The sequence below is a fragment of the Streptomyces sp. T39 genome, from assembly GCF_008042045.1.
GTDB lineage: Bacteria > Actinomycetota > Actinomycetes > Streptomycetales > Streptomycetaceae > Streptomyces.
In genome coordinates, this window is the sequence record NZ_RDBP01000037.1 from 56,979 (window position 1) to 81,649 (window position 24,671).

General features: G+C 73.0%; 18 protein-coding genes. 14 read left to right on the plus strand and 4 right to left on the minus strand.

The annotated features are described in order from the left end of the window. Nucleotides 1–64: 64 nt before the first annotated feature. The gene (locus EAO77_RS22745) at nt 65–1,156 is read right to left on the minus strand and encodes a LacI family DNA-binding transcriptional regulator (protein ID WP_147990158.1); all 1,092 of its coding nucleotides are present in this window, start codon (nt 1,154–1,156) and stop codon (nt 65–67) included. A 251-nt stretch (nt 1,157–1,407) separates the two neighbouring features. Between EAO77_RS22745 and EAO77_RS22750 the strand changes: the two genes are divergently transcribed. The 3 genes from EAO77_RS22750 (at nt 1,408) to EAO77_RS22760 (ending at nt 4,866) form a co-directional block, all read left to right on the plus strand. Beyond that, the gene (locus EAO77_RS22750) at nt 1,408–2,262 is read left to right on the plus strand and encodes a hypothetical protein (RefSeq protein ID WP_261994111.1); all 855 of its coding nucleotides are present in this window, start codon (nt 1,408–1,410) and stop codon (nt 2,260–2,262) included. Between the two features lie 5 nt (nt 2,263–2,267). Then, the gene (locus tag EAO77_RS22755) at nt 2,268–4,406 is read left to right on the plus strand and encodes a bifunctional serine/threonine-protein kinase/ABC transporter substrate-binding protein (protein ID WP_410088720.1); all 2,139 of its coding nucleotides are present in this window, start codon (nt 2,268–2,270) and stop codon (nt 4,404–4,406) included. A gap of 109 nt (nt 4,407–4,515) precedes the next feature. Continuing rightward, nucleotides 4,516–4,866 (plus strand): 5-carboxymethyl-2-hydroxymuconate Delta-isomerase, encoded by a 351-nt coding sequence (locus EAO77_RS22760; RefSeq protein ID WP_147990160.1) that lies wholly within the window; start codon nt 4,516–4,518, stop codon nt 4,864–4,866. On the opposite strand, the gene EAO77_RS22765 is transcribed toward EAO77_RS22760, so the two are convergent. Beyond that, the gene (locus tag EAO77_RS22765) at nt 4,851–5,567 is read right to left on the minus strand and encodes a TetR/AcrR family transcriptional regulator (protein WP_147990161.1); all 717 of its coding nucleotides are present in this window, start codon (nt 5,565–5,567) and stop codon (nt 4,851–4,853) included. The genes EAO77_RS22760 and EAO77_RS22765 overlap by 16 nt on opposite strands. A 61-nt stretch (nt 5,568–5,628) precedes the next feature. Then, nucleotides 5,629–7,230, minus strand: a complete 1,602-nt coding sequence (locus EAO77_RS22770) for a phosphodiester glycosidase family protein (protein WP_187283367.1) — start codon at nt 7,228–7,230, stop codon at nt 5,629–5,631. Nucleotides 7,231–7,629: 399 nt separating this feature from the next. Between EAO77_RS22770 and EAO77_RS22775 the strand changes: the two genes are divergently transcribed. From EAO77_RS22775 to EAO77_RS22790, 4 genes are read left to right on the plus strand one after another with little or no spacing between them, the layout of a single operon-like run. Beyond that, nucleotides 7,630–9,051: a hypothetical protein gene (locus EAO77_RS22775; protein WP_147990971.1), complete on the plus strand. Its 1,422-nt coding sequence runs from the start codon at nt 7,630–7,632 to the stop codon at nt 9,049–9,051. Further along, nucleotides 9,048–10,451 carry a VWA domain-containing protein gene (locus tag EAO77_RS22780; protein WP_147990163.1) on the plus strand — a complete coding sequence of 468 codons (1,404 nt, stop codon included), beginning with the start codon at nt 9,048–9,050 and terminating at the stop codon, nt 10,449–10,451. The genes EAO77_RS22775 and EAO77_RS22780 overlap by 4 nt, the downstream gene beginning before the upstream one ends. 23 nt (nt 10,452–10,474) lie before the next feature. After that, nucleotides 10,475–11,596, plus strand: a complete 1,122-nt coding sequence (locus tag EAO77_RS22785) for an ATP-binding protein (protein ID WP_147990164.1) — start codon at nt 10,475–10,477, stop codon at nt 11,594–11,596. Next, nucleotides 11,593–14,430, plus strand: a complete 2,838-nt coding sequence (locus EAO77_RS22790; RefSeq protein WP_147990165.1) for a hypothetical protein — start codon at nt 11,593–11,595, stop codon at nt 14,428–14,430. The genes EAO77_RS22785 and EAO77_RS22790 overlap by 4 nt, the downstream gene beginning before the upstream one ends. Before the next feature lie 340 nt (nt 14,431–14,770). Here EAO77_RS22790 and EAO77_RS22795 read toward each other — a convergent pair whose 3' ends face one another. Continuing rightward, complete coding sequence (locus EAO77_RS22795; protein ID WP_147990166.1) at nt 14,771–15,805, minus strand: LacI family DNA-binding transcriptional regulator; 1,035 nt, start codon at nt 15,803–15,805, stop codon at nt 14,771–14,773. 350 nt (nt 15,806–16,155) lie between these two features. Here EAO77_RS22795 and EAO77_RS22800 point away from each other — a divergent pair, with 350 nt between their 5' ends. The 7 genes from EAO77_RS22800 to EAO77_RS38790 form a co-directional block, all read left to right on the plus strand. After that, nucleotides 16,156–17,430, plus strand: coding sequence for an extracellular solute-binding protein (locus tag EAO77_RS22800; protein WP_147990167.1), 1,275 nt, complete (start codon nt 16,156–16,158; stop codon nt 17,428–17,430). Nucleotides 17,431–17,451: 21 nt separating this feature from the next. Then, nucleotides 17,452–18,462 carry a carbohydrate ABC transporter permease gene (locus tag EAO77_RS22805; protein WP_147990168.1) on the plus strand — a complete coding sequence of 337 codons (1,011 nt, stop codon included), beginning with the start codon at nt 17,452–17,454 and terminating at the stop codon, nt 18,460–18,462. After that, nucleotides 18,459–19,322, plus strand: a complete 864-nt coding sequence (locus EAO77_RS22810; RefSeq protein WP_187283368.1) for a sugar ABC transporter permease — start codon at nt 18,459–18,461, stop codon at nt 19,320–19,322. Before EAO77_RS22805 ends, EAO77_RS22810 begins: the two co-directional genes overlap by 4 nt. An 86-nt stretch (nt 19,323–19,408) precedes the next feature. Next, nucleotides 19,409–21,058, plus strand: coding sequence for a glycoside hydrolase family 13 protein (locus EAO77_RS22815; protein WP_147990169.1), 1,650 nt, complete (start codon nt 19,409–19,411; stop codon nt 21,056–21,058). Next, nucleotides 21,046–22,113: a LacI family DNA-binding transcriptional regulator gene (locus EAO77_RS22820; protein WP_147990170.1), complete on the plus strand. Its 1,068-nt coding sequence runs from the start codon at nt 21,046–21,048 to the stop codon at nt 22,111–22,113. The genes EAO77_RS22815 and EAO77_RS22820 overlap by 13 nt, the downstream gene beginning before the upstream one ends. A 472-nt stretch (nt 22,114–22,585) precedes the next feature. Further along, nucleotides 22,586–24,289 carry a carbohydrate-binding module family 20 domain-containing protein gene (locus EAO77_RS22825; RefSeq protein WP_147990171.1) on the plus strand — a complete coding sequence of 568 codons (1,704 nt, stop codon included), beginning with the start codon at nt 22,586–22,588 and terminating at the stop codon, nt 24,287–24,289. 112 nt (nt 24,290–24,401) lie between these two features. After that, nucleotides 24,402–24,671, plus strand: a 270-nt coding sequence (locus tag EAO77_RS38790; RefSeq protein WP_187283369.1) for a hypothetical protein, incomplete at its 3' end; no start/stop codon positions are given.

The window sequence follows — 24,671 nt, forward strand, 5'->3', positions numbered from 1 at the left end:
TCTGCCAGAAACACGGCCCACCCTGATCATCCCTCGGTCGGGTCATCGCCGCACCCGGTCCACCCTACGGACGAGGGGGCACCCGGGGGTCCGGCAGGGTGGCCTGCCGGGGGGCCGACGCGGTGGAACCGCGCACCACCAGCTCCGGCATGAACACGAATTCCCCGTGCACCGGGGCCCTGCGGCCGGCGCCCTCGCCCGAGTGCGCGTCGCCGATCTCCTCCAGCAGCGCGCGGACCGTGGCCTGTCCCATCGCGGGCACCGGCTTGCGCACGGTGGTCAGCGGCGGGTCCGTGAAGGCGATCAGCGGTGAGTCGTCGAAACCGACGACGGAGACGTCGTCCGGCACTTCGAGCCCCCGCTGCCGGGCGGCCCGTATCGCGCCCAGCGCCATCATGTCGCTGGCGCAGACGACGGCCGTGCACCCGCGGTCCATGAGGGCCGAGGCGGCGGCCTGACCGCCCTCCAGGGTGTAGAGCGAGTGCTGTATCAGTTCGTGCTCGACCGTGCGCGGATCGCAGCCGAGCTGATCGCCGACCGCCTGCACGAACCCCTCGATCTTCCGCTGGACCGGCACGAAACGCCTCGGCCCCACGGCCAGTCCGAGCCGTACGTGACCGAGCGACACCAGATGGGTCACCGCCAGATGCATCGCCCCGCGGTCGTCGGGCGAGATGAACGGCGCCCGCACATGCGGCGAGAAACCGTCGACGAGGACGAACGGCACGCCCTGGGCACGCAGCCGCTCGTAGCGCTGGGTGTCCGCGGTGGTGTCGGCGTGCAGACCGGAGACGAAGATGATGCCCGAGACGCCCCGCTCCACCAGCATCTCGGTCAGTTCGTCCTCGGTGGAGCCGCCGGGGCTCTGGGTGGCGAGCACCGGGGTGTACCCCTGGCGGGTCAGCGCCTGCCCGATCACCTGCGCGAGCGCGGGGAAGATCGGGTTCTCCAGCTCGGGCGTGATCAGGCCGACCAGCCCCGCGCTGCGCCGGCGCAGCCGGACGGGACGCTCGTAGCCGAGCACGTCGAGTGCGGCGAGTACGGACTGGCGGGTGGTCGCGGCGACTCCGGGCTTCCCGTTGAGAACCCGGCTCACCGTCGCTTCGCTGACCCCCGCCTGGGCGGCGATGTCGGCCAGGCGTGCGGGTGCGGTCACGATCGGACTGTACCCGCAGGCGCCCGCGGCTGCCCACACCGCCCCGTGCGCCCGGCGCGCCCGCGGCCCGCGGCCGCCGGGCGGTCCGACCGGAGGGCGAAGTGCGCGTCGACAGCGGGTAGTTCATCGGTGCCGTCCCCCGTACGCACACGCGGGCACCGTTCACCCCGGGCGCATACGCTCGCCTCGCACCGGTGCCGCGGGGGCGGCACGGCCGGAGGACCGGCGGGCGGGACCACGGGGGGAATGCCATGTCAGGAACACTGCCGTCACGGCTCGTAGCCGGGAAGCGGTGCCGGGTGCGCCGCGCCGCGAGGGCGGGCTGCGCGGCCGCCGCCGTCACGGCGGTCCTCGCCGGATGCGGCGGACAGGAGCGCACCGCGACCGGGGGCGCCACGCCCACGGCCTCCGCCGCACCGTCCCCGGCCGCCTCGCCGACGCCGTCGCCCACTCCGACGACCGGCGCCCTGCCGGACGCCTACGACTTCGCACCCGACCCGGCACGTGTCCCCAGGACCCCGGAACGGGCCCGCGAACTCACCCGCAACGCCTTGCTGGAGCCCGCCGACTGGACCCCGGGCATGGTCCGCCACGACCCGTACGAGAGCGCCGGGACGAGGCCGTTGCTCCCCGCGTCCTGCGTGTGGACCCGCACCGGGCTGCCGCCCGGGATGCTGGACAGCCGCACCCGGCGCATCGACCTGCCGGCCGAGGACGGCAAGGGCCGTGTCCAGGGCTCCCTCACGGTGACCGTGCACCGCGACGAGACGCTCGCGGACCGCGAGATGAAGGACACCGTGCAGGAGAGCTTCCGCTGCCCCGTGCAGCAACTCGGCGGCGGGCAGCGGCTCGACGGCCTGATGTCCATGCACCTGGACCCCGACGACGTGAAGAACGCCGACGCCACCCTCTTCGAGGCCGGCACCTGGACCGGCCCCGGCTCCGGCGGGCCCCAGGAATACGTCTGGAGCAAGTCCCGGATCGGAACCGTCACCACGGCCGTCTCCGTCAAGGGAGCCGAGGGACACACCGTCAGCGACCTGATCCGCTTCGCCGCGGAGGCGGGCGCCAAGATGCTCTACCGCGTCGAGTTGGAGCTGAGATGAGCCACCTGGAGCCGCCCGGACTGGGCGACCCCGCGCACGTCGCCGGCTACCGCGTCGTCGGCCGCCTCGGCGCCGGCGGCATGGGCGTGGTGCTGCTGGGCCGTTCCCCGGGCGGCGCCCTCGTCGCCATCAAACTGATCCGGGCCGAGTACGCGGGCGACGCCTCCTTCCGCACCCGCTTCCGGCGCGAGGTCGCCGTCGCCCGCCGGGTCACCAACCGGTACGCCGTGCCCGTCGTCGACGCCGACACGGAGGCCGCGGCGCCGTGGCTCGCGACGGAGTTCGTCCCCGGACCGGCGCTCGGCGACGCGATCGCCCGCACCGGACCGCTGCCCGCACCCAGCCTGCGGGCGCTCGGCGCGATGCTCGCCGACGCCCTGGACGCCGTGCACCGGGCGGGCACGGTGCACCGGGACGTGAAGCCGGGCAACGTGCTGCTGGCCCCCGACGGGCCGCGCCTGATCGACTTCGGCATCGCCCGCGCGCTCGACGACACCGTGCTCACGGCGACGGACATGGTCGTCGGCTCGCCCGGCTTCCTCTCGCCCGAGCAGGCCACCGGGGCCCGGGTCGGCCCGCCGAGCGACCTGTTCTCCCTCGGCTGCCTGCTCGTCCACGCGGCGACCGGGCAACGCCCCTTCGGCAGCGGCCCGGTCGAGGCCATGCTCTTCCGCACCGTGCACGACGAGCCGCGGCTCGACGACGTCCCCGACGACATCCGCCCCCTGGTGCGCGCCTGCCTCGACAAGGATCCCGCGCGCCGGCCGGACGCGGCCGCGCTGCGCGCCGCCTGGGCCGCCGACAGCGCGGACGGCGGCTGGCTGCCCGCGTCCGTCAGCCATCTCATCGCCGAGCGGTCCGCGCGGATGCTGGCCCTGCCCGACATCGAGGCCACCCACGTCCCGCCGCCCGMCCCGGACGCACCCCCCGTGACGCCCGCCCGCGGACCCGGATCGCCGCGAAGACGCCGGATGCTGGCCTGGCTCGGCTCCGGCGCGGCGGTCCTCGCGACCGGCGGCACGACGGCCTGGCTCATCGCCAGGGACCGGGACCGCGGCACGGGCGGGACCGCCCCGTCCGCCAGGCCCGTGCTCCGCCTCGGGCTCCAGGCCGACCTCAGCGGACCGGGACGGGCGGCGGGCACGGCCCACGAACGGGGCATGCGGCTCGCGGTCGAGGAGCACAACGCCCGCTCCGGGGAGCCGTTCACGCTCGCCCTCACCGTCGCCGACGACCGCGGCGACCCCGAGGCCGCCCGGAGCGCCGCCGGCCGGCTCGCCGCCGACGAACGGATCGCGGCCGTGGTGGGGGCGACCGGCACCGACGCCGCCGGCGCCGTGCTGGGCGCGTACGACGAGGCGGCGCTCACCCTGGTCAGCGCACTGGACGGCGACACCCGCCACATGAACCGCGTCTTCCTGTGCGCCCGGCCCAGCAACGCCCTGCAGATGTACCCGGTCGCCCAGTACCTCGGGCTGCACGGCCTCGACGACATCGCGCTCGTCGACGACGAGAGCGAGTACGGACGGCAGACCACCCGCTTCCTCGCCGAGGGGCTGCGCGGCGCCGGCGGGCGCACCGTCCTGGCGGAGACCGCCCCCGCGGGGGCCGCCGATCTCGACGCCCGGGCACGCGCCCTGGTCGCGGCACGGCCGGGAGCCGTGGTGCACGGCGGCGGCGCCGAGTCGGCCGCCGCCTTCGCCCGTGCCCTGGCGAGGGCGGGCTACCGCGGGCCGCGCATGGCCGGCCAGGCCGCGCACGATCCGGGCTTCCTCGCGTCGGCGGGGGCCGCGGCCGACGGCTGGATCGTGGTCTCCACCGCCACCGACCCGCTCGCCGCCCCCTCGGCCCGCGCTTTCACCCGCGCGTTCCGCACCCGCTGGGACGGCGCCGCGCCGCCGCCGTTCGCGGCGGAGGCGTACGACACGGTCCATCTGGTCGCCTCCTGCGTCCGCGCCCTGGGCAGGGAGCGCGTCACCCGCGGGGACCTGGTGCCGGTGCTGCGCAGGACCCGCTACGAGGGTGTCTCGAAGACCTACGCCTTCGAACCGGAGAACGGCGCCTTCGTCGGCACCGGCACCTTCTTCTACCGGGCCACCGGCGGCGCGTTCCGCTTCCTCGGCCCGGACCCGAAGGCGGTGTGACCGGCCGCCCGGTGGCCGGAGTGAACCGGTCATGGCAACCGGGCCTTGATGGAAAGGGCTTTCTGAGATCATGGGGGCGTCATCGTCCCCGCAGCCCCGGAGCCGCTCCGTGCCCCAGATCACCGTCGACTGCTCGCCCGGCGCCCGATCCGCCCTCGACCGGCGGAAGTTCGCGCTCGCACTCCACCACCTCGTCGTCGACACCGTCGAGACCCGGCTGGAGGCGTGCAAGACCCGATTCCGTCCCGCGGAGGAGACCGTCGTCGGCGACGGCGGGACGGACGCCCCGCTCGTCCACGTCGGCATCGCCCTGCTGCCCGGCCGCAGCGAGGAGGTCAAGGCGAGGCTGTCACAGGCCGTGGTGGACCTGCTCCTGGAGCACCTCGCCACCGCCGGCGGCGCACCGCCGCACGTCTCCGCCGAGATCCGCGACCTCGAACCGTCCTACCGCAAGCGCTGACCCGGCACCACCAGCGGACCCAGCCGCACCAGCCGGCCGACGAGATCACCGAACGGGCCGTCGGCCGGCTCCCGGGACAGGATGTCCGCCAGCACCCGCGCCATCTCCTCGTCGTACGCGGCGCTCACCGCCGCCAGCGCGGCGAAGTCGTGCACCAGCTGCAACTCCAGCTCGGCGCGCGGGACCAGCCGCCCGTCCAGCCAGATCAGCGCGGTCGACTCGGCGAGCGACACCCAGGAGCGGACCACCAGCGCGAGACGCGGCGAGGGCTCGGCGACGCCGAGGTGCGAGAGTATCTGCTCGTACGCGGCCTGCCGCACCCCGTCGATCATCGCGTGGGTGGTGGACGAACCGACCGCGGGTCCGCCGCGCATCAACGCGGAGAACCCGGGGCCGTGTTCGTCGACGAAGTCGAAGAAGCGCCCCATGACGCGCAGCAGCCGGGCGCCGAGCGGGCCGTCGTGCGGCTCCTCGAAACGCCCGGCGAGCTCCTCCGCCGCCCGGCGCAGCGCCGCCTCGTACAGGCTCTGCTTGCCGGGGAAGTAGTGGTAGACCAGCGGCCGCGAGATGCCGGCGGCGGCCGCGATCTCGTCGATGGAGACGTCGTCGGGGGAGCGGTGGCTGAACAGCTCCAGCGCCACGCCGATCAGCTGCTGCCTGCGTTCCTCGACGCCCATCCTGCGCCGTACCCCGGTCGTCATACGAACACCCTACCGAGTGCCGGCACCCCTCCGACCGGGGCCCGTCCGCGCCCCGGGCCGGTCAGGGGCGCAGCAGCAGCACCGTGCCGAGCGACCGCTGACCGGTCGAGTCGGAGGGGCGGTTGACGATCCCGGTGCGCGCCGTGGCCATGACGCTGGAGCCGCCGCCGTCGAGGTTCATCGCCTCGCGCGCGCCGAGCTGCCGCATCAACTGGGCCGCCTGCGCGACCCCGAGGCCCTCGCTGTACCCCGCCTGGCGGCCGTCGACGACCACGAGCAGCAGACGTCCCCGGTCGTCCACCCCGATCATCGAACGGGGGTTGGCCCGCACCGTCCAGTTGTACGTGAAGGTCTGGTCGGGCCCCTGGCGGACGATGCCGTCGCCCACGGCGTTGACCGACACCCGGCCGTCCCGGACCAGGGACGGCCCGACCTGGAGGATCGTCGTGTCCGGAGTGAGCGCCACCTTGAGGCCCCTGCTGTCCCGCACCTCCTCCGTGACGGTCGCGGTCCCGCCCTGCCGCACGTGCTCCAGCAGCCAGGCGGCGCTCGCACCGGTCGCCTGGATCGTGGAACCGCCCGCCGGGACGCGCGCCCCGCGCGAGGTGTTGACCGCGGTGACCGTGCCGTCGGCGTCCAGGACGGCCTCCGCGCCGGCGCCCGCCGGGGGCTGTCCCCACTCCGGGGTGAACCGCACCAGTTCGCTGTCGTCGGTGCACTTCACGTCGTGCTGCGGCTTCTCGGTCGGCAGGTCGCCGCCCACGCCGCCGCAGTTCCACACGTCGCCGGGCACCCGGTTCACGCCGTCGATCTCGGCGGTCGCGCCCCCCGCGCTCAGGGTCACCCGCGCCCGGAAGGTGTCCACGTCGAAGGTGCGGCCGCCGCCGGAGAAACGGATGCCCGCCCGGCCCTGGGTCGCCGAGCCTATGAGCCGGCCGTCCTTCACGTACAGGCCGCCCGGGGCGTTGTTGTAGAACCACTGGGCGTTGACACCGGCCGTGGCGCCCGCCGCCGCCATGAGGTCGGTGAGCTTCTCGGTGCCGTTCAGCGTGGGCCCGAAGTCCGTGTCGAGCGAGCCGCGGAAGGCCGCGAAGTCCACCCGCATCACATGCACCTTCTGCGGTGCCCGGAAGTCCGTCCCGTCCTGAGGGAGATAGCGCGTGCCGCCGGTGAAACCGGCCGCCTTGACGCGGGCGAGGTCCGCCGACGCGCCGGCTTCCTGCGCGTACCGGCCGATGCGGACGGTCCAGCCGAGCGAACCGGCGCGCAGATCCGCGTACGAGGGCGTCCAGACCTCCTCGACGCGCGGCTCGAACCCCTTGTCCCGCAGGGCGGCCGCCACCCGGTCGGCGGTGGCCCGGGGGCCGAGTGCGGTGTTCGCGGAGGAGAGGGGCCCGTCCGGGTCGACGGGCAGATAGACGTGCACCGTCCACGGGTCGTCGGCGGCCTGGCGGCCGAACGCCATGGAGGTCACCGTGACCCCGTGCGCCACGGTGGTGGTGACCGGCGGTGCGCTCTGCTGGAGCGGGCGGATCGCGGACGGGGGCTGGGGCCGGACGGCGGACGGCGGTTGCGGCACGGCCTGGGCGCCGGGCACGGCAGTCACCGCGCCCAGCACCGTCGCCGCTGCCGCCGCTGCCAGGGAAAGAGACGTGCGCTGCATGAGCGTCCTTCCGTCGTCGGAACGTAAGGCAAGGCAAGGCGCAGTCGATTGCGGGCAGATGTCTCGGAGTACAACAGCCGTGGCAGCCCGGTGGAAGCCTCCGGACCGGCCATGCAGAATGAGCCATTCCTGTCCGTGCGGGGCCGGCTGACGCGGCATCGGCAGCACACCGCCCCCGTGCGGGGCCGGCGCCCCGGGCGCGCCCACCGCGCGGGGGCGGCCGGGCCCAGGCGCGCGGGGCGCGGGAGCGCGGTCGGGTTCGCGCGGGGGAACGGAGCGCGTCGGGCCTCCGGCCGGGGGTCGCGGGGCGCCGGTGCCCGGGTGATGGCCCAGTTCCACCCGCCGGCCGACCGCCCGTCCGCTCCGGGCACGGTCGTGGCACGGGCCGAGGACTCCGCAGTGGTTCCCGCCGACGAGGGCGGTGGCCTGATGCGTGCCGATCTGCTGACCGACGCGGTCGACGGCCTCGACGAGGCGCTCGCGGCCGTCGACGCCTTCGACCGGGCTCTCCGCGGCGGGCTGCTGCGTCCGCAGCCTGCCCAGGCCGAGGGACTGGCCGCGCTCGCCGGCGCCGTCGCGGGGACACCGCTCGCCGAGCGGGTCGCCGAGGCCGCCGCGAAGGCCGGCGCCGGAGCGGCCGGCGAGGACCACCTCACCGCGCTCGCCGCCGCCCGCACCGCCCTGCTCGGCGCCGTGCACGACGCACTGCTCGCCCGCGCCGACGAGGCCACCGGACGGAGCCGGGCCGACGGCACCCCCGCCGCCGCGGCCGGCGCGCACGGGGCCAACCTGCGGGCCGCCGCCCGCGCCTGGCTCTGCGACCTCGCCCGCGCCGGCTGGCACGGCATCGACCACGACCTCGTCTCCCAGGCGGACACGGTCGTCGCCGCGATGCTGCCCGACCCCGCCCTGCGCCGCCTCGCGGCGCTCCTCGACGGCTTCGCCGCCGAACTCGCCGCCTCCTGCCCCGGAGCGAGCCCGGAGCGCGTCCCCGTGCGCCGCTGGGCCGACCTGTGGGCGCGTGCGCTGCTGCTGACACAGCAGGGCGCGCCCGCCGCCCCGGCGGCCGGCACCGCGACCGGGCGGCTGCTGCCGCTCGGCGTCGACCTCCAGGAACACCCGACCGCCGTCCAGGCCCAGGTGCACGCGGTGTTCGAACCGGCGGACGGCACGACGTCCCGCCTGGTGCGCGCCTCGGTGTCGGCGCCCAAGCCCGACACCATTGTGGGCGCGGGTCTGTGGCAGCTGCTCCGTCCCCGCACCGCCCTCCTGGCGGCCGCCGGGGACGGCCGGTCGATGGAGCTCGACGCGATGCCGGTCACCGCAGGCGGCGACCTGATCTGGGACGACGCGCACGCGAAGCCGGGTGGGACCGCCGACCCGTTCGCCACCGCCCGGGTGGCCCTGTCGACCGCCGCCGCAGCGGCGACCGCGCCCCTGGACCGGCATCCGGCCGTCATCGCCGAGCCCGTCCTGCTGGAGGGGTACACCGCCCGGCAGGACGACGACGGCACCCTCGTGTTCGACCTGGCCGGGCACCTCCTCGCCGTCGACGCCGACCGGATCCCGGTCGCCGGTCCGCTCACCCCCGAGGCCGTCGCGGCCTCCGGCGCCTGCATCGGACTGCTCCGCTGGGACGCGGGCGGGTTCCGCGTCCAGCCCCTCGCCGTGGAGACCACCGTGCGCCGCAAGGCGGTCGCGGTCCACGCCGGGGCATGGGCGGCGGGCACCGCGGACAAGGCCGGGGCCAGGGCCGAGAAGGCCGCCACCGACGCCGTCTCCGTGCTGCGCGAACGCGCGGGAAGGCTGCTGCGCGCATGACCGACACCCCGACCGCGCCCGGCACCCCGACCGCGCCCGGCGGCGCCGGGGCGGACGCGCCGACTGCGCCCGACCCGCACGACAGCCGTAGGCAAGTGCTGTACTGGCGCCTGCTCGCCCGCCTCTTCGACCACGAGGAGCAGCCGGCGCTCGAATCGGCGAGCCTCGCCGTCGTCGAGGACATCGGCCTGCCGTCCGCGCTGCTGGACCCCGGGGCGTCCGTCGACTCCGTCGTCCAGCGGCACCCCGGACTCGCCGCCGAGCTGGACGGGCTGATGAGCCCCGGGCCCGACGGCGACGGGACGCGGGACAGGGCCGCCGAGGTGCGCCGTGCCGCGCTCGCCTCGAAGGTGCTGCTCAACGTCTTCGCCACCGGGTCCGGCACGGTCACCGCGGGGCAGCTGGCCCGCTGGCAGTCCGACGCCGGATGGCTGGAGCGCGCGCTCGGCTGTCCGCCCGGCGGCCTGCGCGCCGGACGGTCCGGGGCCGCCGCCGGCGGCGGCGTCGCGGCCCTCGGGCCCGAACTGGGCTCCGTCGAGGCCGGTCTCGTCGCCCGGATGCACCTGCGGGAGGTCCTCGCCGATCCCGCGCTGGCCGCACAGCTGACGCCCAGCATGTCCCTGATCGAGCAGCTGCTGAGGGACAAGGACAACCTCTCCGGCGTCGCCCTGGCCAACGCCAGGTCGCTGATCCGCCGGTACGTCGACGAGGTCGCCGAGGTGCTGCGCACCCAGGTGGAGAAGGCCACGGCCGGCGAACTGGACCGCTCCGTTCCGCCGAAGCGCGTCTTCCGCAACCTCGACCTCGACCGCACCATCTGGAAGAACCTCACCAACTGGAGCCCGGAGGAGGAGCGGCTCTACGTCGACCGCCTCTACTACCGGCACACCGTGCGCCGCACGACACCCCAGCGGCTGATCGTCGTGGTGGACCAGTCGGGCTCCATGGTCGACTCGATGGTCAACTGCACCATCCTGGCCTCGATCTTCGCCGGACTGCCGAAGGTGGACGTCCAGCTGATCGCGTACGACACCCGCGCCGTCGACCTCACGCCCTGGGTGCACGACCCCTTCGACGTGCTCCTGCGCACCAACCTCGGCGGCGGCAACGACGGGCCCGTGGCGATGGCCATGGCCCGTCCGAAGATCGCCGAGCCGCGCAGCACCGTGATGGTGTGGATCTCCGACTTCTACGAGTTCGGCCGTTCCCAGCCCCTCTACGAGGGCATCGAGGCGGTCCACCGCTCCGGGGTGAAGTTCATCCCCGTCGGATCGGTGACCAGCTCCGGACGGCAGGAGGTCAACCCCTGGTTCCGGGAGCGCTTCAAGGCCCTCGGCACCCCGGTGATCTCCGGGCACATCGACAAGCTCGTCCACGAGCTCAAGACCTTCCTCACCTGAGACGTATTCGGAAAGGCCCTCCCATGACCGACCTGTTGCGCGCCCCCGCCGAGATCAAGTACGCCGAGGAGCTGGACTGGCTGGAGTCGGTGGACGACAGTCCCAAGCCCTTCTCCTGGCGGCTGTCCCCGAAGATGGTCCGCCTGTTCATCCTGGGGTCCGAGCGCTCCGACGGCCTGGACCGGGAGATCTCCCCGAAGTGGTTCGGCGACCGGAGCTTCGTCGAGCGCTCCATCGTCACCCTCGCCTCCGACCGCGGCCTGCTGCTCATCGGCGACCCCGGCACCGGCAAGAGCTGGCTGGCCGAGCTGCTGTCCGCCGCGATCAGCCGCAACTCCACCCTGGTGGTCCAGGGCACCGCCGGCACCACCGAGGACCACATCAAGTACTCCTGGAACGTGTCGATGGTCATCGCCAAGGGGCAGTCGCGCGCGTCGATGATCCCCTCGCCGATCATGACGGCGATGGAGACCGGCGCGATCGGCCGCTTCGAGGAACTCACCCGCTCGACCAGCGACGTCCAGGACGCCCTGATCTCCATCCTGTCGGAGAAGTACATCTCGGTCCCCGAACTGGACAGCGACAGCAGCGACAACATCGTCTTCGCCAAGCCCGGCTTCTCCGTCATCGCGACCGCCAACAGCCGCGACCGGGGCGTCAACGACCTCTCGTCGGCGCTGAAGCGGCGCTTCAACTTCGTCCGCATCCCGGTGGTCACCAACAAGAAGAGCGAGGCGGAGATCGTCCGTTTCCGCACCGAGGAACTGCTCCGCCGCCACGCCATCGACCTGGACGTGCCGCCGACCCTGCTGGACGTGCTGCTCCAGAGCTTCGCCGACCTGCGCGCCTCCGCCGCCGCGGCCGGCAGCGACGACGAGAAGCTGGAGTCGGCGCTCTCCACCGCCGAGCAGATCGGCGTGCTGGAGGACGCCGTGCTGCACAGCAACTTCTTCGGCGAACGGGCCCTCACCGCACGGACCCTGGCGTCCTCGCTCGTCGGCTCGCTGGCCCGCCGCGAACCGGAGGACCTCGCCATCCTCAACAAGTACCTGCACGGTGTCGTCGAGCCGCGCAGCAAGTCCGAGGGCGGCTCCTGGCCGGAGTTCCTGGAGGGCGGCCGCGACGCGATCGCCACCCTGTCATGAGCGGAGCACAGACCGGCGCACCGCCGTCCGCCGCCCCCGGCAGCACCTTCGAGGCGCTGCGCGGACAACTGCACCGGGCCGCCACCGCGTTCGCCGACGGCCCCGGCGCCCTGGAGGGACTCCTCCTCGGCATGGTCGACGACGTCGACCGGGCCGTGCGCGAGCCGCTGGAGATCTTCCCGGTCTGCCACCACTCGCCCGCGTCGGCCGTCGCCATGGCACGCCGGCTCCGGGAGAAGCGGCCCACGGTCGTCTACCTGGAGCTGTGCGAGGACATGGCGCCGCTCCTCACCGAGCTGCGCAACTGCCGGCTCCCGGTGGCGGTGCAGGCGTTCGCCAGCGAGGTCCGCGACTTCCCGGCCGAGTGGTCGCCGCTGTCGGTGGTCGCCCCGATCACCGAGGCGTCGGCCGAGTACCAGGCCATCGCCTACGCCCTGGACACGCCGGGCGTCGAGCTGGTCCTCGTCGACCGCTCATCGGACCACGTCTTCCAGTGGGACCGGCGCGGCGACGACCCCGGCGGGCCCGCCGCCGGGCCGCAGGGGGCGGCCGCCCCGCCCGCCGGGGAGGAGGCCGCGCTGCACGGCGAGGCGGTCGGCGTGGAGATCGGCGACCTGCGCCCGCGCTTCGCCGAGCTGGAGGAACACCTGCTGCACCACGGCCGGGTGCGCCACTGGTCGGAGTGGTGGCACCAGTACGTGGAGCTGCCGCTCGGCGACGGCGACCACGACACCTACCGGCAGGTCATGCTGCTCATCGGCAGCCTCTTCCGCCGCCTCGCCCCGGGCGACCCGCGGCGGATGCGGGTGGACGAGGACCGGGAGCGGTACATGTGGACGCGGATACGCGAACATCTGTCCGCCACCGGCACCGACCCCGCGGACTGCCTCTACGTCTGCGGCGCCTTCCACGCGGTCAGCCGGGTGGCCGAGTTCGGCGTCGCGGGCGCCGACACCTACGAGATCGGTCCGCGCACGGCCACCACCTGGCAGCACGGACTGATCCCGTCGAGCCATGCGGCGATCGAGGCCCAGTTCGGGCTGGCCCCGGGGTCGGTCTCGATCGCCGCCACGACCTGGGCCAAGAACCTCCGGCGCACGCGGGTGGAGCCGTACCGGCTCGCCGGGCAGGCGGGCGCGGCGAAGCCGCGGGCGAAGAGGGCCCCGGCCCCGCCGGCGCCGCCGGCCGAGAAACCGGCCGAGGACCGTCTCTCCGGGTTCCTGCGGCAGCCGCCCGTTCTCGACCACCTCGACGAGGCCGAACTGCTCGGCTGGTCGGTCGACATCGTGCGCGCGGCCCGCCGCAACGGCTACCTCGCCTCCACGGCCGACGCCATCGCCGTCTTCGAGACGTCGATCCTGCTCGCCGGCATGCGCGACCGGGCCAGGCCCACGCCGTACGACTTCCAGGACGCGGCGATCACCTGCATCGAGAAGGACGCGGTGCCCGGCCGCCGCGACGTGCGCCGCCTCGTCGAGATCATGATGGGCGGCGACCGGATCGGGCAGGTCGGCTACGACGCGCTGCCCCCGCTGGCGCGGGACGTGCACGACCGGCTCGCGCCGCTCGGCCTGCCACTGGAGAAGCGCGGTGTGCGGCGGGCGCTCCTCGACCTGGCGTCCCGGCCCGAACTGGCGGCCTGTTCGGACGTGCTGTGGATGCTGCGCCGGCTGATGCCGCACGGCGCCGCCCGGCCGATCATGGGGGAGCGGCGGCTCGGCGGGACGTCGATCCAGGAGTCCTGGGACGTGGCGCTCGGCACCCACCAGCGGGCACTCATCGAGCTCGGCTACGAGGGCGTCAGCATCGAGCAGGTCCTGGAGCAGCGGCTGCGCCGGGCCGCCTGGGACGCACAGGCCCGTACGGCGACGGTACTGGCCGCCGTCGAGGACGCCGTCCTCCATCTGCGCAGCCGCCGGCTCGCCGACGAACTGGGCACCCGGGCCCTGGAGGTGCTGAGCGCCGAGCGCAGCGTGGACGGGGCCCCGGAGGTGCTGCGACGGGTACGCGGTCTCCTGGCGTACTACCGCACCGGCGAGCCGGTGCTGCCGCCGTGGATCGAGTCCTTCGTCAGAACCGGCTACGCGCACTACTGCACGCAGCTGCCCACGGCGTTCGCCGACGAGGACGCGACCGTCGGCCAGGTGGCGGCCATGCTGGGCTTCCTCTTCAGCATGGAGAGCCTCGCCCTGTCGCTGGGCTGCGACCGTGCGCAGCTGGAGCTGGCGGTGGCCCAGTGCCATCCGCGCGACCCGTCGAAGACGGCGCTGCTGTGGGCGGCGCAGGTGCAGCTGGGCACCCTTTCCCGGCAGGAGCTGCGCGAGCGCTGCGACGCGCTGCTCGCCGACCCGATGGTGGTGCCGGCCTATCCGCGGTACCTCAGCGGCTTCGTCCATGCCCTGGAGCCGGTGCCGGCCCTGGCGGACGTCGTGGTGGAGGCGGTGTCGAACGCGTTCGCGCGGCTGCCCGATCCGGTGCTGCTGCCGTGGCTCCCCGGCCTGATCACGACCCTGCGTTCGACGGCCGCGGAGCTGGCCCCGCTGCTGATCCGCGAGGCGGGCCGGATCTTCCCGGGCCGGCTCGCGGCCCTGGACGCGTGGGTGCCGCCGTGGCGGGAGCGGCCCGGCACGGCACCCGTCGCGCCCGGCCGGGCCGGTGGCCCGCGCGGCTCGGCCCTGCTGCGGGCCCACCGGGCGACCGGTGACGCGGTGGCGGAGCTGCTGAGCTGGGAAGGGGCGTGGGAGCCGGCGCTCCGGGAGCCGCCGGGCGCCGCCCTGGTCGCCCGGCACCCGGTCACCGCGACGGCCCTGGAGGCGCTGCTGTCGGGGGGCTGAGGGCGGCACGGGAGGGTGCGGCCGGCGGAGGGCCGGGGCGGAGAGGCTGCCGGCTGGCACCTGACCACGACGGCCGGGCAGGGCGCTGCCGGTGGGGGAGCTCCGTCGCGCTTCCGCCGTCCCCGCCCGAGGACGCGCACGGCGACCTGCCGCCGGTGCGGCCGGTCGCCGTCGGCGTGCGCGGCGCGATGTCCCCGCCGGGGATGTGCGCCGCCGGGCGCGCGGGCCGAGTCGCCTGCCCCGTCTCGGCGGCGTGGGCGTCGGTGGCGTCCCGCCCACCGGGCGGCCGGAGCGACGACGGCGGACCGTCCGAGGCCCGGGCGGGCCGCCTCCCCGTCGCTCAGGCGTCGGTGGCGGCGCGGGTGGGGGAGGAGGCGGTCGAGCCGCGGACCACGAGTTCCGGCATGAAGACGAACTCGCTGTGGGGCGCCGGAGTGCCCCCTATCTCCTCCAGCAGGGCCCGCACGGACGCCTGCCCCATCGCCTGGACGGGCTGGCGGATGGTGGTCAGCGGCGGGTCGGTGAACGCTATGAGCGGCGAGTCGTCGAAGCCGACGACGGAGATGTCCTTCGGGACGTGCAGTCCCTGCTGCCGGGCGGCGCGGATCGCGCCGAGCGCCATCATGTCGCTGGCGCAGACGACGGCCGTGCAGCCGCGGGCGATCAGTCCGGCGGCGGCGGCCTGGCCGCCCTCCAGGGTGTAGAGGGAGTGCTGGATCAGCTCCTGCGACTCCTCCGCCCCGAGGCCGAGCCGCTCGGCCATCGCGTGCTGGAAGCCCTCGATCTTGCGGAGCACCGGCACGAAGCGGCGGGGCCCGAGGGCCAGGCCGATGCGGGTGTGGCCGAGCGCGGCGAGGTGGGTCACCGCCAGCTGCATCGCGGCACGGTCGTCGGGCGACACGAAGGGGGCCTGCACCTTGGGCGAGAAGCCGTTGACCAGGACGTAGGGCACCCCCTGGGCGCGCAGCCGGTCGTAGCGCTGCATGTCGGCCGTGGTGTCGGCGTGCAGTCCCGAGACGAAGATGATCCCGGAGACCCCCCGGTCCACCAGCATCTCGGTGAGCTCGTCCTCGGTGGAGCCGCCCGGGGTCTGGGTGGCGAGCACGGGCGTGTACCCCTGGCGTGTGAGGGCCTGGCCGATCACCTGCGCGAGCGCGGGGAAGATGGGATTGTCCAGCTCGGGGGTTATCAGCCCGACCAGGCCGGCGCTGCGCTGGCGCAGACGTACCGGTCGTTCGTAGCCGAGCACGTCGAGTGCGGCGAGAACGGATTCGCGGGTGGACGCGGCCACGCCGGGCTTGCCGTTGAGCACGCGGCTGACTGTGGCTTCACTGACCCCCGCCTGGGCTGCGATGTCGGCGAGCCGCGCGGTCATGGAAGTGGACTGTACCGGGCGGGCGCACGATTGCCCACCAGATGCGGAATTCAGCGGTTTCGGGCCTCCCGGGGCGAGAGTCGTGTCACATCGCTGCAAAGCCTTGCGAGGCTCTTGCCGGGGCCTTGCAGCAGGGAGCACTCTGGTTCCCGGCCGTGTCAAGGGATGTGTCGGCAACTCTCAGGACACGCGGATGTAACGATCCCCCGCCCTTGCAGAAATTTGCCGCAAGGTCTTTCCGTTGGTTTTCAGCCCTGTTACGTTCCTGGCAACCCGGCACCGCGAGGGAGCGGACGGCGGGGAGGCAGGTCTGCGCCTCCACCCTTGTCGGGCACATCGAAGGAGTTCACATGCGGCGTGGCATAGCGGCCACCGCTCTGGTCGCGGCACTGGCCGTGTCGGCGACGGCGTGCGGTGGGGACGACGGCGGCGACGGCGGCAGCAAGAGCTCGGGCGAGCTCAGTGGCACCGTCACCTGGTGGGACACCTCGACGGTCGGCAGCGAGGACAAGGTCTTCAAGAAGATCGCCGAGGACTTCACCAAGCTGCACCCCAAGGTGAAGGTGAAGTACGTCAACGTGCCCTTCGGCGAGGCGCAGAACAAGTTCAAGAACGCCGCGCAGTCCAACTCCGGTGCCCCCGACGTCATCCGCTCCGAGGTCGCCTGGACCCCCGAGTTCGCGGACCTCGGCTACCTCGCCCCGCTCGACGGCACCGCCGCCCTGAAGGAGGAGGACGACTTCCTCAAGCAGGCCGCCGCCTCCACCAAGTACGACGGCAAGACCTACGCCGTGCCGCAGGTCATCGACTCCATGGGCATCTTCTACAACAAGAAGATCTTCAAGGAGGCCGGTGTCGAGGTCCCCAAGACCATCGACGAGCTGAAGACCGTCTCCGCCGCCATCAAGGACAAGACCGGCAAGACCGGCCTCTACCTCCGCGGTGACGACGCCTACTGGTTCCTCTCCTTCCTCTACGGCGAGGGCGGCGACCTCGTCGACGCCAAGGCCAAGTCGGTCACCATCGACAGCCCCGCCGGCACGAAGGCCATGACCGTCGTCAAGGACCTCGTCGACTCGGGCGCCGCCAAGACCGACGCGACCGACGGCTGGAACAACATGCAGACCGCCTTCAAGGAAGGCGAGGTCGCGATGATGATCAACGGCCCGTGGGCCGTCGCCGACACCTACGCGGGCGCGCAGTTCACCGACAAGGCCAACCTCGGCATCGCCCCGGTCCCCGCGGGCTCCGCCGGCCAGGGCGCCCCGCAGGGCGGTCACAACCTCGCCGTCTACGCCGGTTCGAAGAACCTCGACGCCTCCTACGCGTTCGTCGACTACATGACCAACGCCGACAACCAGGCCAAGGTCGCCCAGGAGCTCAGCCTGCTCCCGACCCGCAACTCCGTGTACGCGCAGCCGGGTGTCGCGAGCAACGAGATCGTCGGCTTCTTCCGCCCGGTCGTCGACAAGGCGGTCGAGCGCCCCTGGATCCCGGAGACCGGCAGCCTCTTCGCGCCGCTGGTGACCGAGTACACCAAGGTCCTCACCGGCCAGACCACCCCCGAGAAGGGCGTCAAGGCCACCGCCGAGGAGTACCGGAAGCTCCTCAAGGACTGGAAGTAACCAAGGAAGGTTGACCGGCTGATGGCTGTGGACACCAGCAGCCAGTCGGTGGCGAAGGCCGCGGGCGAGACCGCCCGCGGCCGGAGCCGCCGTCCTGGCAAGCCCGAGGGAAAGGTCCGCCGTTCCCTCTCCACGCACTGGTACGCGTGGGCGATGGTCGCTCCGGTGACGATCGTGATCGCCGTGATCATCGGATACCCGCTCCTGCGCGGTATCTACCTGTCGCTCACCGACGCCAACGAGCGCAACGTCGCGCGGTCCATCGGCGTCAACGAGATCCCCGCGACATACGAGTTCGTGGGCCTCGACAACTACAAGGACGCGCTGACCGGATCCCAGTTCTTCGAGGCGCTCGGCTGGACGCTGGTCTGGACGGTCTCCTGCGTCGCCGTCACCTTCGCGCTGGGTCTCGCCCTGGCCAACATGCTCAACCGCCGCATAGCCGGGCGCTCCTTCTACCGGATGTTCCTCATCCTGCCGTGGGCGGTGCCGGGCTTCGTGTCCGTCTTCGCCTGGCGGTTCCTCTACAACGAGAACAACGGTCTGCTCAACCAGATGCTGGGCGGCGTCGGCATCGACGCGGTGCCGTGGCTCAACGACCCCACCTGGGCCAAGCTGTCGGTCATCGCCGTCAACGTCTGGCTCGGCATCCCGTTCATGATGGTCGCCCTGCTCGGCGGTCTGCAGTCCATACCCGGCGAGCTCTACGAGGCCGCCGAGATGGACGGCGCCGGCCCCTGGCAGCGGTTCCGCAACATCACCATGCCCGGCCTGCGCTCGGTGAGCACCACGGTGATCCTGCTCAGCACCATCTGGACCTTCAACATGTTCCCGGTGATCTTCCTGCTCACCCGGGGCGGGCCCGGCGAGGCCACACAGATCCTCGTCACCCAGGCCTACAAGTTCTCGTTCGAGATCAGCCCGCGCGACTTCGCGCAGTCCTCCACGTGGGGTGTGCTGATCCTGGTCCTCCTGATGCTCTTCGCCGCGGTCTACCGGCGAGTCCTCCGCAAGCAGGGAGAAGTCTGGTGACCACCGCAGTCGAGTCCCCGCGCCGCAACCGCGGCCGGGGCCACCGTTCGCCCCTTGCCTCCTTCGGTCTGCACGCCGCACTGCTCGTGGCGTCCGTGATCGCGGTCTTCCCCGTGCTGTGGGTCCTGCTGACCTCGCTCAAGCCGGCGAAGTACGCGACCACGACGGACTTCGTCAAGGAGACGACGCTCGAGAACTACACCGGCCTCCTCGAGGACACCCCGTTCCTCACCTGGTTCGGCAACTCGCTGCTCGTCGCCGCGCTGACCACCCTCCTCGGGGTGTTCATCGCCTCCACGACCGGCTACGCCGTCAGCCGCTTCCGCTTCCCCGGCAAGCGCGGGCTGATGTGGACCCTGCTGATCACGCAGATGTTCCCCGTCGCCGTCCTGATCGTGCCGATCTACAACATCATGGCGACGATGGGCCTGCTCAACGAGCCCGCCGGCCTGGTCATCACCTACCTGACCATCGCCGTGCCGTTCTGCGCCTGGATGATGAAGGGCTTCTTCGACACCATCCCGATGGAGATCGACGAATCGGGCCAGGTCGACGGGCTCACGCCGTTCGGCACCTTCTGGAAGCTGATCCTGCCGCTCGCCAAGCCCGGCATCGCGGTGACCGCGTTCTACTCGTTCATCACCGCCTGGGGCGAGGTCGCCTACGCGTCCGCCTTCATGGTCGGCGACGAGAACATGACGCTCGCCGGCGGTCTCCAGAAGTTCGTCAACCAGTACGGCGCCCAGTGGGGCCCGATGACCGCCGCCTCGGTGCTCATCGCCGTCCCCGCCGCGATCGTCTTCCTCTTCGCCCAGCGCCACCTGGTGACCGGCATGTCGGCCGGCGCCGTCAAGGGCTGAGCACCCGCGCGCATGAAGCCGCGGCGCCGGTCCGTGCCTGTACCCGGACCGGCGCCGCACCCGACCCCCAGACTTCCAGGGATGACATGACCCAGCACCTTGCTGCCCCCGCCGCCCCCACCTCCGGCACGGACACGGGCTGGTGGCGCGACGCTGTGATCTACCAGGTCTACCCGCGCAGCTTCGCCGACGGAAACGGCGACGGCATGGGCGATCTGGAGGGCATCCGCAACCGGCTGCCGTACCTGCGCGACCTCGGTGTCGACGCCGTCTGGCTCAGCCCCTTCTACGCGTCCCCGCAGGCCGACGCCGGCTACGACGTCGCCGACTACCGCGCCATCGACCCGATGTTCGGCAGCCTGCTGGACGCCGACGCCCTCATCCGCGAGGCCCACGGTCTGGGCCTGCGCATCATCGTCGACCTGGTGCCCAACCACTCGTCCGACCGGCACGAGTGGTTCCAGCGCGCGCTGAGCGAGGGGCCCGGCTCCCCGCTGCGCGAGCGCTACCACTTCCGTCCCGGCAAGGGGAAGAACGGCGAGCTGCCGCCCAACGACTGGGAGTCCATCTTCGGCGGTCCCGCCTGGACCCGCACCGACGACGGCGAGTGGTACCTCCACCTCTTCGCGCCCGAGCAGCCCGACTTCAACTGGGAGCACCCGGCCGTCCGCGACGAGTTCCGCTCCATCCTGCGCTTCTGGCTGGACATGGGCGTCGACGGCTTCCGGGTGGACGTCGCCCACGGCCTGATCAAGGCCGACGGCCTCCCCGACATCGGCGGACACGACCAGCTCAAGCTGCTCGGAAACGATGTCATGCCGTTCTTCGACCAGGACGGCGTGCACGAGGTCTACCGCAGCTGGCGCCAGGTCCTCGCCGAGTACGACGACAACCGGGTGCTCGTCGCCGAGGCCTGGACCCCCACCGTCGAGCGCACCGCCAACTACGTGCGCCCCGACGAGATGCACCAGGCGTTCAACTTCCAGTACCTCGGCACCCACTGGGACGCCGCCGAGCTGCGCAAGGTCATCGACGCCTCGCTGGAGGCGATGCGCCCGGTCGGCGCCCCCACCACCTGGGTGCTCTCCAACCACGACGTGACCCGCCACGCCACCCGGTTCGCCAACCCCGCGGGGCTCGGCACCCAGCTGCGCGAGGCCGGCGACCGCGAGCTCGGCCTGCGCCGCGCCCGGGCGGCCACGCTGCTGATGCTGGCGCTGCCCGGCTCGGCCTACATCTACCAGGGCGAGGAGCTCGGCCTGCCCGACGTGACCGACCTGCCCGACGAGGTGCGCCAGGACCCGTCGTTCTGGCGGGCCAGCGGCCAGGACGGCTTCCGCGACGGCTGCCGGGTGCCGATCCCGTGGACCGCCGAAGGCTCCTCGTACGGCTTCGGCAGCGGCGGCAGCTGGCTGCCGCAGCCCGCCGAGTGGGGCTCCCTGAGCGTCGAGACCCAGACCGGGGACCCCGGTTCCACGCTGGAGCTCTACCGCAGCGCGCTCGCGGTGCGCCGGGTCCAGCAGGGCATGGGCGCCGGGGACGGTGTCGAGTGGCTCGACGCCCCCGAGGGCGTGCTGTCGTTCGCCCGCGACGGCTTCGTGTGCACCGCCAACACCACCGGCGAGCCGGTGCGCGTCCCGGCCCACGGACGGGTGCTGCTCTCCAACGGCACCGTGCGCGTCACCGGCGCCGAGGCGGAGCTGCCCGCGGACACCACCGTCTGGTGGGCGGTGTGACGCTTCCCCTGCCTCGGGACGGCGCTCCCGCCGTCCCGAGGCTCGCCGATCTCGCCCTCCAGGCCGGGGTCAGCGAGGCCACCGTCAGCAGGGTGCTCAACGGCAAGGCCGGAGTGGCGGCGCCGACGCGCCACCGGGTGCTGGCGGCGCTCGACGTCCTCGGCTACGAACGGCCCGTGCGGCTGCGCCGGCGCAGCGCCGGGCTGGTCGGCCTGGTCATCCCCGAGCTGACGAACCCGATCTTCCCCGCGTTCGCCCAGGTCATCGAGCAGGTGCTGGCCGGGCACGGCTACACCCCCGTGCTGTGCACCCAGATGCCCGGGGGCGCCACGGAGGACGAGCTCGTCGAGCAGCTGGAGCAGCGCGGCGTCACCGGCATCATCTTCATGTCGGGGCTGCACGCGGACACCGCCGAGGACCCGGCGCGGTACGCGGCGCTGTCCTCGCGCGGGGTCCCGTTCGTGCTCATCAACGGGTTCAACGAGCGGATCGACGCGCACTTCGTGTCGCCGGACGACCGCAGTGCCGCCCGGATGGCGGTCCGTCACCTCGTGGACCTCGGCCACGAGCGCGTCGGACTGGCCGTCGGCCCGACCCGGTACGTCCCCTCGCGCCGCAAGGCGGAGGGGTTCACCGCGGCGGTGCAGGCGCTGCTGGGGCTGACGCAGGAACAGGCCGAGGAACTCGTGACCTCCACGCTCTTCACCGTGGAGGGCGGGCAGGTGGCGGCCGGTGCGCTGCTGGACGCGGGCTGCACGGGCATCGTGTGCGCCAGCGACCTGATGGCGCTCGGCGCGATCCGCGCGGTGCGCAGCAGGGGGCTCGACGTGCCGGGTGACATCTCGGTGGTGGGCTTCGACGACTCGCCCCTGATCGCGTTCACCGACCCGCCGCTGACGACGGTGCGTCAGCCGGTGCAGGCGATGGCCACGGCCGCCGTCGACGCGCTGATCGAGGAGATCGGCGGAAACCCGGTGCAGCGTACGGAGTTCGTCTTCCAGCCGGAGCTCGTCGTGCGCGGCTCGACGGGTGCGCCGGGGGCGCGGGTGCTCTGAGGGGGGCCGCACTCGCCGTGCGGTGTGGGGGAGGAGCCCGGGGCCGGGCCGGTCCGCGTGTCGTCGCGGCCGGTGCCGGCCCTTCGGCGTACCCGGCGCGGGGCGGTCGCGGGGTGGGCGACGCGTCCTCGTACGACCCGGGTGACCGGCCCGGCCGGCCGGGCGCGTGAGGTGCCGGCACTGACCGGAACCCCCGGCCGGCCGGACCGGAGTCGTTGTTGAACGTAACACCGCTGCAATGACTTGCGAAAGAGTTTGCGGACACGGAACGGATACGTTTCCCGGCCGTCATATAGCGGTCGACGAAGGTGTGTGCGAAGGGTTGACCGGGCGGCGGCCGCGCCGTACGGTCTCGACCGCAACAAGTTTCAGACTTCTTGCGTAAGAACTCTCAAAGGCCTTGCGGGCATGGCGCGTTGCCGTTCGAGGCTTCCCCCTCGTATCCCCACCTCCCTCTCGGCAGGAGGAAAGAATGGCCAGAAGAACCGTGGCCGCGGCACTCGCCGTTGTGGCAGGAGCCGCTGTCGCCGTCACGGCCCCCACCACCGTCGCCCAGGCCGCGCCGCCCGGCGACAAGGACGTCACCGCGGTGATGTTCGAGTGGAAATTCGACTCGGTCGCCAAGGCGTGCACCGACAGCCTGGGACCGGCCGGTTACGGCTTCGTCCAGGTCTCCCCGCCCCAGGAACACATCCAGGGCGCTCAGTGGTGGACCTCGTACCAGCCGGTGTCCTACCGGATCGCCGGACGCCTCGGCGACCGGGCGCAGTTCAAGAACATGGTCGACACCTGTCACGCGGCGGGCGTGAAGGTCGTCGCCGACTCGGTCGTCAACCACATGTCCGCGGGCAGCGGCACCGGCACCGGCGGATCGTCGTACACCAAGTACACCTACCCGGGCATCTATTCGGCGCCGGACTTCGACAACTGCACCACGCAGATCGGCAACAACTACGGCGACCGCGGCAACGTGCAGAACTGCGAGCTGGTCGGGCTCGCGGACCTGGACACCGGCGAGGACCACGTCCGCGGGAAGATCGCCGGCTACCTCAACGACCTGCTGTCGCTGGGGGTCGACGGTTTCCGCATCGACGCCGCCAAGCACATGGCGGCCGCCGACCTGGCGAACATCAAGTCCCGGCTGAGCAACCCGAACGTCTACTGGAAGCACGAGGCCATCCACGGCGCCGGCGAGGCGGTCTCCCCCTCCGAATACCTCGGCAGCGGCGACGTCCAGGAGTTCCGCTACGGACGCGGTCTCAAGCAGGTCTTCCAGAACGAGAACCTCGCCCATCTGAAGAACTACGGCGAGGGCTGGGGCTTCATGCCCTCGGGCCAGTCCAACGTGTTCGTCGCCAACCACGACACCGAGCGCGGCGGCGACACCCTGACCTACAAGAACGGCTCCGCGTACACGCTCGCGCACGTCTTCATGCTCGCGTGGCCGTACGGGAACCCGGACGTCCACTCCGGGTACGAGTTCTCCGACCACGACGCCGGCCCGCCCGCCGGCGGTCAGGTGGCCGCCTGCTGGAGCGACGGCTGGAAGTGCCAGCACGCCTGGCGCGAGATCTCGTCCATGGTCGCCTTCCGCAACACGGCGCGCGGCCAGGCCGTGACGAACTGGTGGGACAACGGGGGCGACCAGATCGCCTTCGGCCGCGGCGGCAAGGCGTACGTGGCGATCAACCACGAGGGCTCGTCCCTGTCCCGTACCTTCCAGACGTCGCTGCCGTCCGGCGCCTACTGCGACGTCCAGAGCGGCACAGCGGTCACGGTGAACGGATCCGGCCAGTTCACCGCGACACTCGGCGCGGGCACGGCCGTCGCGCTGCACGTGAACGCCCGGACGTGCAGCGGCGGCGGCACCGACCCCGACCCGGTGGCCTCCGGGGCGTCGTTCGCGGTCAACGCCACCACCGTGATGGGCCAGAACATCTACGTCACCGGCAACCGCGCCGAACTCGGCAACTGGAACCCGGGCAGCGCCCTCAAGCTCGACCCCGCCTCCTACCCCGTGTGGAAGCTGGACGTGAACCTGCCCGCCGGCACGTCCTTCGAGTACAAGTACCTCCGCAAGGACGCCGCCGGCAACGTCACCTGGGAGAGCGGCGCCAACCGCACCGCCACCGTCGGCACCAGCCGCGTCGCGCTGAACGACACCTGGCGCAACTGACCGTACGGGGGCGCCCCGGGCGCTCCCGTACGCCTCCCCGGCGCCGCCCCGCGTCCCTCCCCGGACGCGGGGCGGCGCACGCACCGCACCTCACCCTCAGGAGAGAACCGCCTTGACACGCCCTCGTATCCCGCTGCGCTCCGCAGCCGCCGCCGCACTGGCGACGGCGACGGTCGCGGCGCTGGTCTCCGCCCTGCCGGCGGCGGCCGCGCCACCGCCGCCCGCGCCGCCGTCGGACAGATCGCTGGCCGCCGAACCGGCCCGTCACGACCTGACCCGCGAGCAGTTCTACTTCGTCCTGCCGGACCGTTTCGCCAACGGCGACGCGCGCAACGACCGCGGCGGCCTGACCGGCTCCCGTCTCGCCACCGGCTACGACCCG

Bases quoted from the DNA above. Each gene is read 5' to 3' on its own strand.
- EAO77_RS22765 (WP_147990161.1), bottom strand. From the start codon at position 5,567: ATGACGACCGGGGTACGGCGCAGGATGGGCGTCGAGGAACGCAGGCAG.
- EAO77_RS22815 (WP_147990169.1), top strand. From the start codon at position 19,409: ATGACCCAGCACCTTGCTGCCCCCGCCGCCCCCACCTCCGGCACGGAC.
- EAO77_RS22790 (WP_147990165.1), top strand. From the start codon at position 11,593: ATGAGCGGAGCACAGACCGGCGCACCGCCGTCCGCCGCCCCCGGCAGC.
- EAO77_RS22750 (WP_261994111.1), top strand. From the start codon at position 1,408: ATGTCAGGAACACTGCCGTCACGGCTCGTAGCCGGGAAGCGGTGCCGG.
- EAO77_RS22825 (WP_147990171.1), top strand. From the start codon at position 22,586: ATGGCCAGAAGAACCGTGGCCGCGGCACTCGCCGTTGTGGCAGGAGCC.
- EAO77_RS22780 (WP_147990163.1), top strand. From the start codon at position 9,048: ATGACCGACACCCCGACCGCGCCCGGCACCCCGACCGCGCCCGGCGGC.
- EAO77_RS22770 (WP_187283367.1), bottom strand. From the start codon at position 7,230: ATGCAGCGCACGTCTCTTTCCCTGGCAGCGGCGGCAGCGGCGACGGTG.
- EAO77_RS22805 (WP_147990168.1), top strand. From the start codon at position 17,452: ATGGCTGTGGACACCAGCAGCCAGTCGGTGGCGAAGGCCGCGGGCGAG.
- EAO77_RS22795 (WP_147990166.1), bottom strand. From the start codon at position 15,805: ATGACCGCGCGGCTCGCCGACATCGCAGCCCAGGCGGGGGTCAGTGAA.
- EAO77_RS22785 (WP_147990164.1), top strand. From the start codon at position 10,475: ATGACCGACCTGTTGCGCGCCCCCGCCGAGATCAAGTACGCCGAGGAG.
- EAO77_RS22800 (WP_147990167.1), top strand. From the start codon at position 16,156: ATGCGGCGTGGCATAGCGGCCACCGCTCTGGTCGCGGCACTGGCCGTG.